This is a genomic window from Mycolicibacterium iranicum (assembly GCF_014190915.1).
Taxonomy (GTDB): Bacteria; Actinomycetota; Actinomycetes; order Mycobacteriales; family Mycobacteriaceae; genus Mycobacterium; species Mycobacterium iranicum_B.
Genome location: NZ_JACHVU010000004.1, coordinates 348205 through 361355, shown reverse-complemented (window position 1 = coordinate 361355; position 13151 = coordinate 348205). Strand labels below are relative to the sequence as shown.

The window sequence follows — 13151 nt, the reverse complement described above, 5'->3', positions numbered from 1 at the left end:
CGGCTCCACTCCGAGTCATCATTGACGTACAACTCTTTCGATGTACATCCAAATTGACGTACAATTCGGCAATGAACTGGCCCGTCCGCCCGATGTCGCTGGTCGTCGGTGGTGTGGTGCCCACCGAGGACGTCGTCGGCCGCGTTCGCGAATCGAACGACGTGCTGGCGTCGCTGCCGAACTCCGGTGCGGTGCTGGTCGGCGACCGCAGGCACGGTAAGACGTCGCTGTCGCGCCTCGTCCAGCGCATGGCGGCCGACGCGGGCGCCGTCGTCGTATCGGTCAGCGCCGAACGCGAGACCTACGCCGAGTTCGTCTCGGCTCTGCTGGCAGAACTCGGCCGTCTGGATCCCGCCTGGGCGCAGGAACTGGCCAGGATCCGGCTCACGCTGACGGCCGGCCCCGTCCAGCTGTCCCGCGACACCCGGGCCGCGGCGACGCTCGACGAGGTGCTCGACCGGGCGATCCGGCGGGCCGACGGGCGCATCCTGGCGCTCTTCATCGACGAGGTCAGCGTCCTGGCCCGCAACCTTGAGCGCACCCAGGAGGGTTCCGGCGACACCTTTCTTCACCTGTTGCGACGGGTACGGCAGGAGAACCCCGGCAAGGTTGCGACCGTCCTGTCCGGGTCCATCGGGTTTCACCACGTGTCCGCCGACGCGCCCAGCACTGTCAACGACATCCCCAAGATCGCCGTCGGCCCGATCCGGTCCGATCACGCGACCTACCTCGCCGAATGCCTGCTGCTGGGCAGCGGCACCCCGACCACCGACCAGCACGCCGTGGCCGCGGCGATCGCGTCGGCGGCCGAGAACGTGCCCTATTACATCCAGCACCTGGTCGCCGCGGCCCGCAAGTCGTGGCACGACAGCCAGGTCGCCCCGTACCCCGAGCTCATCGACCTCCTGGTGCTCGACGCGATCGAAAGTCCCTACGATCCCTGGGATCTCCGCCATTACCGCGACCGACTCCCCCACTACTACGGCGAGGACGCCGCGGCGATCGCCGGGCTGCTCGACATCTACGCCCACGCCGGGAATCCACCGGACGTCGACACCGTGCTGATGCGGCTGCGTAGCGAAGGCAGCCCGATCACCGAAAGAGCGCAGCTGGTGTCATTCATCGAGAGACTCACCCTGGACCACTACCTGATGCGGTCGGGCGACGCCGACAGATTCTCCTCACCCCTGCTGCAGCGGGCGTGGAAGGCGATGCGGCGGTGAGTAGTTCGCCCCTGTTCACACCAACCAGGGCCAGCGCGGAGGACCTCGAGGCAATCACCGTCGGCCGCACCGACCTGATCGACACGCTGGCCCGCCGCATCAGCTCGTCGGCCCGGGACGGGTCGCGCCCGCACACCCTGCTCGTAGCACCGCGCGGCGCGGGCAAGACCCATACCGTGCGCTTGGCGGTACATCGCGCGCTGCTTGATCCGGACACGGCGAAAAGCACGCTGCCGGTGGCGATCTCCGAAGACTCGCTCGCCATCGGGACCTACGCCGACCTGCTCGTCGAAATGGCGCGGGCCATCGGCCCCGAAGCCTACGACGACGCCAAGGCGATGCGCCGCGGACGCGACCCGGTGGGGATCGAGGCATCGATCGTCGCCGCCGCGGCCGGGCGCATGGTGCTGCTGGCGATCGAGAACCTCGACCGCGTGTTCGACGCGATCGGCGAGAAGGGGCAGGGCAGCCTGCGGGCGTGGGTCGAAACGTCCACGGCGGTACTGGTTCTCGGCACCTCGCCGATCCTGTTCCCGGGAGTCTCCTCGCGAGAGTATCCGTGGTACGGCTCGTTCATCATCGAGACGCTGCCCGGACTGCAGGTCGACGACGCCGCAGAGCTCCTGCGCCGCAGTGCGGGCCGACGCGACGACGCCGCGCTCGCGGACTTCATGCGGTCGGCGGCCGGTCGGGAACGGGTGGCCACGCTGCACGAGATCATCGGCGGCTCTCCGCGGCTGTGGCATCTGCTGGCCGAGGCCGTGGACAGGCCCACCCTCGATGCCGTGACACCGGCCGTCGATGCGCTGCTCGACCGGTTGGCGCCCCACTATCAGCATCTGCTGTGGCAGCTACCGGCCGGGGAGCAGCGACTCGTGGTGGAACTGGCCCGCGGCTGCGGCCCTCGCTCGGTCTCCGATCTCGCCGAGGCCGTGGGGGTGTCGAGTCAGTCGGCATCGGCAGCCCTGGGCAGGCTGGCCGCCGACGGCTGGGTCACCTCGTCGAAGGTCGACGGCGACCGGCGGACGTCGTGGTACGACCTCACCGATGCGCTGTTGCGCCGCTATCTGCAGTATCGGGACCACTGAAGACGCAGCGAGCGCGCGCATCTGCACGGGATCCGACGGTGTGTCGGCGTGCAGACACGCGCGCTCGCGGTGCGACGGCGGGAGGGGCGGCTACTGGCTCTCGAGGAGCTCGCGAGCCAGCGTGGCCGTCTCGGACGGCGTCTTGCCGACCTTCACGCCCGCCGCCTCGAGAGCTTCCTTCTTGGCGGCCGCGGTGCCCGACGAGCCGGACACGATGGCGCCGGCGTGACCCATGGTCTTGCCCTCGGGGGCGGTGAAGCCCGCGACGTAGCCGACGACCGGCTTGGAGACGTTGGCCTTGATGTAGTCGGCCGCGCGCTCCTCGGCGTCGCCGCCGATCTCGCCGATCATCACGATGATCTTGGTCTCGGGGTCCTTCTCGAACGCCTCGATGGCGTCGATGTGCGTGGTGCCGATGACCGGGTCGCCACCGATGCCGATGGCGGTCGAGAAGCCGAGATCGCGCAGCTCGTACATCATCTGGTAGGTCAGCGTGCCCGACTTCGACACCAGACCGATCGGGCCCTTGCCGGTGATGTTGTTCGGCGTGATGCCGACCAGCGACTCGCCGGGGGTGATGATGCCCGGGCAGTTCGGTCCGATGATGCGGGTCTTGCTGCCCTTCTCGACGTTATAGGCCCACGCATAGGCGCTGTCCTGCACCGGGATTCCCTCGGTGATGACGACCAGCAGCGGGATCTCGGCGTCGATGGCCTCGATGATGGCGTCCTTCGAGAACGCCGGCGGCACGAAGGCGATCGACACGTCGGCGCCGGTCTCCTTCATCGCCTCGGCGACGGACCCGAAGACCGGCAATTCGATCTCGTTGCCCTCTTTGTCTTCGTGCTTGACGGTGGTGCCCGCCTTGCGCGCGTTCACGCCGCCGACGATCTTGGTGCCGGCCTTGAGCATCAGCTTGGTGTGTTTGGTGCCCTCGCCGCCGGTGATGCCCTGGACGATGACCTTGCTGTCTGCGTTAAGGAAAATCGACATGTTCTGTGTCCCTTACTTGTTCGCCAGCTCGGCGGCCTTGTCGGCGCCGGAGTCCATGGTGTCCGCCTGGATGACCAAGGGGTGATCGGCCTCGGAGAGGATGCGGCGGCCCTCGTCCACGTTGTTGCCGTCCAGACGCACGACGAGCGGCTTGTTGGCCTCGTCGCCGAGGATCTCCAGCGCCTTGACGATGCCGTTGGCGACCGCGTCGCAGGCGGTGATGCCACCGAAGACGTTGACGAACACACTCTTGACCTGTTCGTCGTTGAGGATGACGTCCAGACCGGCGGCCATCACCTCGGCCGAGGCGCCGCCGCCGATGTCGAGGAAGTTGGCGGGCTTCACGCCGCCGTGCTTCTCACCGGCGTAGGCGACGACGTCGAGCGTCGACATGACCAGGCCCGCGCCGTTGCCGATGATGCCGACGGCACCGTCGAGCTTGACGTAGTTGAGGTCGTTCTCCTTGGCCTTGAGCTCCAGCGGATCGGTCGCGTCCTTGTCCTCGAACTCGGCGTGACCCTCCTGGCGGAAGTCGGCGTTCGCGTCGAGGGTGACCTTGCCGTCCAGGGCGAGGATCTGGTCGTCAGGGGTGCGCACGAGGGGGTTGACCTCGACCAGCGTGGCGTCCTCCTTGGTGAACACCTCCCAGAGCTTCTGGATCGTCACCGCGGCGGCGTCGAGCACCTCGGCGGGCAGATGGCCCTTCTCGGCGATCTCGCGCGCGAAGGCCAGGTCGACACCCTTGACCGCGTCCACGGCCACCCTGGCGAGCCGCTCAGGCTTGGTGGCGGCCACCTCTTCGATCTCCATGCCGCCCTCGACCGAGCACATGGCCAGGTAGGTGCGGTTGGAACGGTCGAGCAGGAAGGAGATGTAGTACTCCTCGGCGATGTCGCTGGCTTCGGCGACGAGCAGCTTCTTGACGACGTGGCCCTTGATGTCCAGGCCCAGGATGTTCTGCGCGTGCGTGAAGGCGTCGTCGGGCGTCGCGGCGTACTTCACACCGCCGGCCTTGCCGCGACCGCCGACCTTGACCTGCGCCTTGACCATCACAGGCTTGCCGATCTCCTCGGCGATGGCCTTCGCATCCTCGGCGGAATCGGTCACCCGGCCGGGGGTGGTGGGAACGTTGTGCTTGGCGAAGAGCTCTTTCGCCTGATACTCGAAGAGGTCCATGGACTCTGAGAACTTCCCTGTCTGTGAGCGGCTGGAGGTACGGCCCGACGGGCTCGGGGGAACTGTATCGACACCGGTGGCCGGCGTTGTCATCGCCTACCGTTCATGTGGTCGATCTCACCGACGGCCAAGTCGTGATTCAAGTCACATTCCGGGGCGGAATAAGACTTCGGGTTGCCACTTGCATTGGATTTTGGTTAACGTCCACTGGTCTAAGTAACGGTCTGATCACGACGACTCCCGAACGTTAAGGACTTTTCAGGTTGCCTCAGCATCGTCTGCCTCGTTCCGGCGGGGCCCTCGCGACGCCTGGCCCGGCCGAAGTCACCGACATCATTCCGTTCAATGAATTCGGCGACCTGGCTGATCTAGAGTTCCTGCCCCACGCGGCTTTTGACCGCGAAGCGCAGGTGATCCACGCGCCGGAGCTCGACGATCTGCACGACACCGACGACCTCACGCCGCTGCGTCTCGTCGTTCCCACCGAGTTCCAGCCCGAGCCGGCGGCGAAGCCCCGGTCCTCGGCGCGCGCCTACCGCGACAGCCACACCGATGTCAGCGACGGCACAGCAAACACAGACATCATCGACATGCGGGGCCGTAAAGGCCTGCATCGCAAGACCGAGGTGCCGGTCAAGGGCCGCCTCGTCGTCGCCGCGATGGCCGTCGGAGCTACCGCCGCCGGGGCCTACAACATCACCAACGGAGCGGCCAAGGCGCCGGCCGACACGGTGCTGGCCGCGGACCAGACCACGCTGAGCGACGGCGCCGTCATCACCGGTTCGGTGGACGGCATGCAGGTCGTCACCGTGGCGCCGGCAGCGAACTCCGCCGTGCACGCCGAAGAGATCACCAAGGCCGCTGCATTCGCCCAGGAGCGCGCCGAGCGCGAGGCCCGCCTGACCAAGCCGCAGTTCGTGATGCCCACCACGGGCGTGTGGACCTCCGGCTTCGGTTACCGCTGGGGCGTGCTGCATGCCGGTATCGACATCGCCAACGCGATCGGCACCCCGATCCTGGCCGCCGCCGACGGCGTCGTCATCACGGCGGGTCCCGAGGGCGGTTACGGCAACCTCGTCAAGCTCCGGCACGCGGACGGCACCGTGACGGCCTACGGCCACAACAGCTCCATCATGGTCAGCGTCGGCGAGCGGGTGATGGCCGGCGACCAGATCGCCAAGATGGGCAACACCGGCAACTCCACCGGCCCGCACTGCCACTTCGAGGTCCATCTCAACGGCACCGACCGGGTCGACCCCGTCGGGTGGCTGGCCAAGCGGGGCCTCAGCCCCGGCGGCTACGTTGGCTGAGTGGCCGACACCGCCGACCCGTCTGACGACACCCCCACACCGCCGCCCGAGCCCGTAGCGGACGACGACACCAGCACCCGCATCCTGCGTCGCGCGCCGCTGACCGGTCCGCAGCCCCTCAGCCGGCCCGCAGAGTCATCTGCGCCGGGGCATCAGCCGACCACCGGGGACATCCTGCGCCGGCACCCCACCGGCGCACAGCCGATCCATCACGAGCCCGTCACCCAGATCGTGCCCGTCGCGCCGTACACCGCCGAGTTCGGCTCGCGCGCACAACCCACCGCCGTCGGCCCAGCCCGGTCCGCGCGCGTCGATCCGACCGCGGCGATCGCCACGGCGGTCCTGAGCATCCTGTCCGGATGGGCCACCGGCGTCATCGCCACCGATCTGATCACCGGATGGTGGGCGACCGACCCGCTGTTCTGCGTCGCGATGGGGTTCCTCACGGCCGTCTCGGCGGCCGCATCCATCAGCGGGGTGATCGCGCTGCTGCTGCGGCGCCGGACCGCGCGACTCCTGATCGTGGTCGGGGCCGTCATCGCGCTGTTGATCTTCGCGAGCCTGTTCGTCGCAGGCGCGACCCTCCCGGCGCTGGTCTACGTCCTGCCGGTGCTGCCCGCGGCGGCGATCGTCTGCGCCGTCCTGCCCGGCACCGCGCGGTGGAGCAGAACGGACTGACTACAGCTTGCTGATGGGCGCGTGGTTGTGCATCAGCTTCACCCGTCCCGCGCTGCCGAAGTCGATCAACGACATCGCGGACTCGCCGGCGCCGGAGACCTCCTCGACCCGGCCGAGGCCGTACTTGTCGTGCGTCACCCGGTCGCCGGGCTCCAGGACGACCAGCGGACGCTTGCCGACCGCCGCCCGGGTGGGCGCCGGACGCGGCGTGCCGTAGCGGCCCGCGTTGCCGACGGGCGCCGAGAACTTCGACGCCTGCTCGGTGCGGCGCCAGTCGATGAGTTCCTGCGGGATCTCCCGCAGGAACCGCGACTCCGGGTTCAGCATCGGTTGGCCCCAGGACGAGCGCACCTTGGCGCGGCTGAGGTACAGGCGCTGGCGGGCGCGGGTGATCCCGACATAGGCCAACCGGCGTTCCTCCGACAGTTCGAGAGGGTCCCCCAACGCACGCATGTGCGGGAACATCCCGTCCTCCCAGCCGGTCACGAACACCAGCGGGAACTCCAGCCCCTTGGCGGTGTGCAGGGTCATCATCGTCACGACGCCCGCGCCGTGCTCGGGGATGTCGTCGGCGTCGGCGACCAGCGACACCCGTTCCAGGAACGCCGCGAGCACCCCGGTGTCGGGGACGTCCTCGTCCTGGGCCTCGGCGCCCTCCTCCTCGGCCAGGGCTTTGGCGTTGGCCAGGTCGATACTGAATTCGTGTGCGACGCTGACCAATTCGTTGAGGTTGTCGAGCCGGGCGAGATCCTGAGGGTCGCTGGAGGCCTCCAGTTCGGCGCGGTAGCCGGTGCGGTCGAGCACTGATTCGACCAGATCGCCGAGCTCACCTTCCAGGCCACCGCGTAGCTCGTCGAGCATCTCGACGAAGCCAGCGATCGCCTTCTCGGAGCGGGAGTTCAGCATCGGCACGGTGCCCTCGGCGGCGGCCACCAACGCGTCGCTGAAGTTCGAGCCGGTGTTCTCGGCGTAGACCGCGACACAGGCTTCGGCGCGGTCACCGATGCCGCGGCGCGGGGTGTTCAGGATGCGCCGCATGCTCACCGAGTCGCCGGGGTTGTCGAGCACACGCAGGTAGGCGACGATGTCGCGGATCTCCTTGCGCTCGTAGAAGCGCACTCCGCCCACCACTTTGTACGGGATCCCGGCGCGGATGAACACCTCCTCGATCGCTCGGGAGGAGTTGTTCGTCCGGTAGAACACCGCGACGTCGTTGTAGGAGAAGTCGGGGATCGCGTCGGAGAGGGCGTCGATCTCCTGGGCGATGAAGCGGGCCTCGTCGTGCTCGTTCTCGGCGACGTAGCCGACGATGAGCTCGCCCTCGCCGGCGTCGGTCCACAGACGCTTCTCGCGACGGCCCACGTTGCGGGCGATCACCGAGTTGGCGGCGTTCAGGATGGTCTGCGTGGAGCGGTAGTTCTGTTCCAGCAGAATGGTCGTCGCGTTCGGGAAGTCGCGTTCGAAGTCCTCGATGTTGCGGATGGTGGCGCCGCGGAACGCATAGATCGACTGGTCGGCGTCGCCGACCACGCACAGCTCCGCCGGCGGCACGCTCGCCGGGTCGTCGGTCGCCGCGGCGGTGCCGACCAGTTCCCGCACCAGCACGTACTGCGCGTGGTTGGTGTCCTGGTATTCGTCGACGAGGATGTGCCGGAAGCGCCGCCGGTAGTACTGGGCGATCTGCGGAAAGGCCTGCAGCACAGCCACTGTCTCGCCGATGAGGTCGTCGAAGTCGAGCGCGTTGGCGGCCCGCAACCTGCGCTGGTACTCGGCGTACACCTCGGCGATGATGCGGGCGAGGTCGTCCTCCGCCTCGGAGGCCTCCGCGGCGGCCTGCTGCGGGGCGATCAGCTCGTTCTTGAGGTTCGAGATGCCGTTGGCCAGCAGACGCGGGGAATGCCGCTTGGTGTCCAGGCCCATGTCCTTGCCGATCATCAGCAGCAGCCGACGCGAATCGTCGGCGTCATAGATCGAGAAGTTCGAGTTCAGACCGGGCAGCAGCGAGGCCTGGTTGCGCAGGATCCGCACGCACGTCGAGTGGAACGTCGACACCCACATGCTGCGCGCCCGCGGACCGACGAGGCTGACCACGCGCTCGCGCATCTCCGCCGCGGCCTTGTTGGTGAAGGTGATGGCCAGCACCTGGCCGACGCCCACCTCGCGGGCGGCCAGCAGGTAGGCGATGCGCCGCGTCAGCACCGCGGTCTTCCCCGAGCCGGCCCCGGCCACGATCAGCAGCGGTGAGCCCTCGTGCAGCACGGCCTGGCGCTGTTGCGGGTTGAGTCCTTCGAGCAGATCGTCACCGGCCATCGGCCTGGCGTCGTTCAGGGTTTCGTGCACAGTCATGTCGTCCTCGAACTTACCGCTGCGGGCGGACAGATTCGGCCACCCGCGCACATTGCCGGGCCCGGCGGGACGAGTCTTTGCGAAGGCGCGGGCGCAAGTGGCACACTCTCTACGTGCTCACTGCGCAGCAGCGATTTTTCTACGGGTACCGGCCGACGGTGCCCGTGGTCTAGCTGCTTCCCAGAGCCCCGCGGTCCGTTTCGGCGATCCGGGGCTCGTCTCGTGTGTGAGGCCCGAATCCACCGGTGACGGGCCCTCCCCACAACGAGAATTCGGAGAACCACGACATGACGACGCACGCAGGGATGGAAACCGCCCCGTTGCCTGATATCGACGAGCTCCGCCAGGAGATCGACCGCCTCGACGCGACGATCCTCGAGGCCGTGCAGCGCCGCACCGAGGTGTCGCAGATGATCGGCAAGGCCCGCATGGCCTCCGGCGGCACCCGCCTGGTGCACAGCCGCGAGATGAAGGTCATCGAGCGCTACAGCGTGCTCGGCGAAGAGGGCAAGAACCTCGCCATGCTGCTGCTGCGCCTCGGCCGCGGCCGTCTCGGCCACTGACCTCCCCCGCACCTCCCCCGCAGCGATTTCGGTGTCGCTGGTCAACCTCAGCGTGACCAACTACGCCGAAATCACTCGGGTTTGACCGCCTCCACCAGCCACGGCGTCAGCCACTCGACGGCCTCGGGTGTCGGGTGCACGCCGTCACTGCGCACCCTGATCCCGTCGACCCGGGTCTGGTAGTAGCCGTTGGGGCTGAGTTTCTCGTTCAAGTCCAGGACCGAGGCGTTCGGCCGCGCCTCGACCACGCTGCGCAACAGCGCGTTCCAGGCCTCGACACGTTCGGGCTCGTCCTCCGGGTAGAGACTGCCGTCGGCCTTCTCGGCGCGACGGTTGTACGGCTCGGTCGTGACGACGATCCGGGCGCCCGTCGAACCGAGGATGTCCAGCGCCCGGTCGAGCTCGCTGCGCAGATACGCGTCGTAGCCGGGCTCACCGATGTGGGTCCACCGGCCTTCGCTCATGCGGTCGACGACTTCCCAGCGGCCGACGATCAGCAAGGCCACATCCGGCTTCTCGTGGCCTATCCGCTGCGCCCACCGCGCGGGCCAGGCATCGCACTCCGGCTTCTGCGGGAGCTCCTGGCCGACGTACTCGTACGGTCCGCCGCGGGCGATCCCACAGCCGATGGTGGTGAAGTCTGCGAAGTCCACCCCGGGCGTCTCGGGCAGGTAGCGCATCATCGTCCACGCGATCGAGTCGCCGAACACCGCCACCCGCAGCTCGCCGGGCGCGCGGGGCTGCGGCGCCCTGGACACCTCGACCGGGACCTCGGGCGCGACCAGCGCCGCGGTGTCGATCAGCGGGCCGGGCTGCGGCGTCTCGGGGAGCACCCGTACCGGCAGGACTGTCATCGTCACCACCGCCGCGGTCGCCGCGGTCGCCCCGGCGAGCGGCAGCATCGGCACGAACGCCGGCCGCCACTCCCGGATCGGCTGTTCGATCAGCCACCACGACACCGCGGCCACCGCGACGGTCGCCGCGCACCGCAGAGCGAAGAGCCGCCACCCCTCGGTCCCGGTGTGTTCGCCGTTGAGGACGAGGAAGATCGGCCAGTGCCAGAGGTAGACCCCGTAGGAGATCGCCCCGAGCCCGACGAGCGGGCCGACCGACAGCAGGCGCGCGACGGGGCCGTCCTGGGCCAGCGCCACCGGCGCGATGACCAGGACCGCGGCCAGCGCGACCACCAGGAGCAGGCCGCTGCGGAACTCGTCGGCACTGCCGGTGGCGATACGGGCGGCCACGAACAGCACGACCATCCCGACGACCGGCAGGGACCACGCGACCCAGCGCGCCCAGCGCGAGCGGAAGATGACCAGGCCCGCGGTCAGACCGCGCCAGTCGCGCACGAGCAGCGCCGCGGCGGCCGCACCGACGAGCAGCGCCTGCGCGCGGGTGTCGGTGCCGAAGTACACGCGGTTGAGCCCCGCCTCGGAGCTGAGCACGAACGTCGTCGCCGCGGAGGCGACGATCCCGGCCGCGGCCATCGAGAACACCGTCGTGCGCACCGCGCGCTGGGACAGCGCCACCCCGCGCCGGTAGGCCAGCGCGCCGAGCCCCGCGAGGGCGACGGCGATCAACACCGGCCACAGCACGTAGTACTGCTCCTCGACCGCGAGCGACCAGGTGTGCTGCAGCGGCGAGGGCGGCGCCCCCTGGGCGAAGTAGTCGGTGTTCTGCGAGACGAACAACCAGTTCGACATCCAGAAGAACGCCGCGACCGCGTCGTCGCGCAGGCTGGCGGTCGACTCCTCGGAGAACAGCCCCCGCAGCGCCACGACGGCCAGCGTCATCACCAACAGCGCGGGCAGCAGCCTGCGGGCCCGGCGGATCCAGAAACTTTTCAGCCCGATCCGTCCCGTGCGCCCGATCTCGTCGAGCAGCAGCGAGGTGATCAGGAAGCCGCTGAGAACGAAGAAGACGTCGACGCCGAGGAACCCGCCGGACAGGCCCGGCACGCCGCCGTGGTCGGCCAGCACCAGGGCGACGGCGACGGCCCTCATCCCGTCGAGCGCCGGAATCGCTTGACCCGGACCGACATATCGGCGCGGGCCGACACGGATCGGCGCCGCGGTCACGGCTGTGCCGGATTGGACGGCTCGGCCGGCTGTACCGGATTGGACGGCTCGGCCGGCTGTGCCGGATTGGACGGCTCGGCCGTCGGTCACGTTCGCGGCCCCTTCCCTGCCTCCGAGCAAGGAAGTCTATGGGCGTGCGGGTACCGAATCCGGAAGGCGCGCTGACGCCCGGCGCACCCGTCCGGCGAGCACCGCGATCGGTGGGGGTGCTACTTCGTCAGCGCGATGTACTTCGTGTCGAGGTACTCCTCGATGCCCTCGGTGCCGCCCTCGCGGCCGAAGCCTGACTCCTTGATCCCGCCGAACGGCGCGGCGGCGTCGGAGATGACCCCGCGGTTGACCCCGACCATGCCGGACTCGATGCCCTCGGCCACCCGCAGCGCACGGTCCAGCGACTGTGTGTAGACGTAGGCGGCCAGGCCGTACTCGGTGTCGTTGGCGGCCGCGATGCCCTCCTCCTCGGTGTCGAAGCCGGCGATCGGCGCGACGGGCCCGAACACCTCTTCCTTGAGGATGCGGGCGTCGGCCGGCACGTCGGTCAGCACCGTCGCGGGGTAGAAGTTGCCCGGCCCGCCCGGCGCCACCCCGCCGATGGCCACGGTCGCGCCGCGCGACACGGCGTCGGACACGAGCTCGGTCACGGTGGCGACCTGCTTGGCGTTGATCAGCGGACCCAGCGTCGATTTCTCGTCGAGGCCCTTGCCGAGGGTGAACTCGCTCATCCGCTTCACGAACTTCTCGGTGAACTCCTCGCGCACGGCATTGGCGACATGGAACCGGTTGGCCGCCGTGCACGCCTCACCGCCGTTGCGCATCTTGGCGAGCACGGCGCCCTCGACGGCAGCGTCGACGTCGGCGTCGTCGAAGACCACGAACGGGGCGTTCCCGCCGAGCTCCATCGAGGTGCGGAGCAGCTTGTCGGCTGACTGCTTCACCAACGACTTCCCGACCCCGGTGGACCCGGTGAACGTCAGCTTGCGCAGCCGCCCGTCGTTGATCAGCGCCTCGGTGACGGCACCGGGGTTGCTGGTCGGCAGTACCGACAGCACGCCCTTGGGCAGCCCCGCCTCGTCCATCAACTTGGCGAGCAGCAGCATCGTCAGCGGGGTCTCCTGGGCCGGCTTGACGATCATCGTGCAGCCGGCGGCGAAGGCCGGCCCCATCTTGCGGGTGCCCATGGCCAGCGGGAAGTTCCACGGCGTGATCGCGTAGCACGGACCGACGGCCTGTTTGGTGACGAGGATGCGGCCGGTGCCGGCGGGGCTCGGTGTGAAGCGTCCGTCGATGCGCACGGCTTCCTCGGCGAACCAGCGGAAGAACTCCGCACCGTAGGTGACCTCGCCCTTGCTCTCGGCGACGACCTTGCCCATCTCCAACGTCATCAGCGCGGCGATGTCGTCGGCGCGCGCCGTGATCGTCTCGAACACCGACCGCAGGATCTCGCCACGCTTCCGCGGAGCCGTCGCCGCCCAGTCGGCCTGCACCGCGCACGCCGCGTCGAGGGCCGCGCGCGCGTCGTCGGCGGTGGCGTCGGCGACCGTGGTCAGCACCTCGTCGTCGCTGGGGTCGAGCACGTTGAACGTCGACGTGCCCTCCCGCTCCTCACCGCCGATCCAGAGGCCGGTGGGAACGGACTTCAACAGTGCAGCGCTATCCATACCCCACGTCTTACACCTTCGGTCAAGTAGCCGCACTA

The 13151-nt window shown here is 68.9% G+C and carries 10 protein-coding genes; 5 read left to right on the top strand and 5 right to left on the bottom strand.

Annotated elements, in window-relative coordinates; all coding sequences use genetic code 11:
• Window positions 1-92 precede the first annotated feature (92 nt).
• Together FHR72_RS12075 and FHR72_RS12070 are read left to right on the top strand one after the other, a co-directional pair.
• Window positions 93-1223, top strand: coding sequence for an ATP-binding protein (locus FHR72_RS12075; RefSeq protein WP_183468469.1), 1131 nt, complete (start codon window positions 93-95; stop codon window positions 1221-1223).
• On the top strand, window positions 1220-2311 hold the full coding sequence (locus FHR72_RS12070) for a MarR family transcriptional regulator (RefSeq protein ID WP_183468196.1): 1092 nt from the start codon (window positions 1220-1222) through the stop codon (window positions 2309-2311). The genes FHR72_RS12075 and FHR72_RS12070 overlap by 4 nt, the downstream gene beginning before the upstream one ends.
• Before the next feature lie 90 nt (window positions 2312-2401).
• Here FHR72_RS12070 and sucD read toward each other — a convergent pair whose 3' ends face one another.
• Both sucD and sucC read right to left on the bottom strand, forming a co-directional pair.
• Window positions 2402-3304: a succinate--CoA ligase subunit alpha gene (sucD, locus tag FHR72_RS12065; RefSeq protein ID WP_183468195.1), complete on the bottom strand. Its 903-nt coding sequence runs from the start codon at window positions 3302-3304 to the stop codon at window positions 2402-2404.
• Between the two features lie 12 nt (window positions 3305-3316).
• On the bottom strand, window positions 3317-4480 hold the full coding sequence (gene sucC / locus FHR72_RS12060) for an ADP-forming succinate--CoA ligase subunit beta (RefSeq protein WP_183468194.1): 1164 nt from the start codon (window positions 4478-4480) through the stop codon (window positions 3317-3319).
• Window positions 4481-4743: 263 nt separating this feature from the next.
• Between sucC and FHR72_RS12055 the strand changes: the two genes are divergently transcribed.
• On the top strand, window positions 4744-5790 hold the full coding sequence (locus FHR72_RS12055) for a M23 family metallopeptidase (protein WP_183468193.1): 1047 nt from the start codon (window positions 4744-4746) through the stop codon (window positions 5788-5790).
• On the top strand, window positions 5791-6468 hold the full coding sequence (locus FHR72_RS12050) for a hypothetical protein (RefSeq protein ID WP_311736126.1): 678 nt from the start codon (window positions 5791-5793) through the stop codon (window positions 6466-6468).
• On the opposite strand, the gene pcrA is transcribed toward FHR72_RS12050, so the two are convergent.
• A complete protein-coding gene (gene pcrA / locus FHR72_RS12045; protein WP_183468192.1) occupies window positions 6469-8814 on the bottom strand; it encodes a DNA helicase PcrA in 2346 nt (781 codons plus the stop codon).
• Between the two features lie 245 nt (window positions 8815-9059).
• Here pcrA and FHR72_RS12040 point away from each other — a divergent pair, with 245 nt between their 5' ends.
• On the top strand, window positions 9060-9377 hold the full coding sequence (locus FHR72_RS12040) for a chorismate mutase (protein ID WP_311736125.1): 318 nt from the start codon (window positions 9060-9062) through the stop codon (window positions 9375-9377).
• 71 nt (window positions 9378-9448) lie between these two features.
• Here FHR72_RS12040 and FHR72_RS12035 read toward each other — a convergent pair whose 3' ends face one another.
• Together FHR72_RS12035 and FHR72_RS12030 are read right to left on the bottom strand one after the other, a co-directional pair.
• Complete coding sequence (locus FHR72_RS12035) at window positions 9449-11455, bottom strand: acyltransferase family protein (RefSeq protein WP_183468190.1); 2007 nt, start codon at window positions 11453-11455, stop codon at window positions 9449-9451.
• Window positions 11456-11664: 209 nt separating this feature from the next.
• Complete coding sequence (locus tag FHR72_RS12030; protein WP_183468189.1) at window positions 11665-13113, bottom strand: NAD-dependent succinate-semialdehyde dehydrogenase; 1449 nt, start codon at window positions 13111-13113, stop codon at window positions 11665-11667.
• Window positions 13114-13151 lie beyond the last annotated feature (38 nt).

What these genes read in the sequence shown, in the direction of transcription:
- sucD (WP_183468195.1), bottom strand. Translation starts at nt 3,304, where the DNA reads ATGTCGATTTTCCTTAACGCAGACAGCAAGGTCATCGTCCAGGGCATC.
- pcrA (WP_183468192.1), bottom strand. Translation starts at nt 8,814, where the DNA reads ATGACTGTGCACGAAACCCTGAACGACGCCAGGCCGATGGCCGGTGAC.
- FHR72_RS12030 (WP_183468189.1), bottom strand. Translation starts at nt 13,113, where the DNA reads ATGGATAGCGCTGCACTGTTGAAGTCCGTTCCCACCGGCCTCTGGATC.
- sucC (WP_183468194.1), bottom strand. Translation starts at nt 4,480, where the DNA reads ATGGACCTCTTCGAGTATCAGGCGAAAGAGCTCTTCGCCAAGCACAAC.
- FHR72_RS12075 (WP_183468469.1), top strand. Translation starts at nt 93, where the DNA reads ATGTCGCTGGTCGTCGGTGGTGTGGTGCCCACCGAGGACGTCGTCGGC.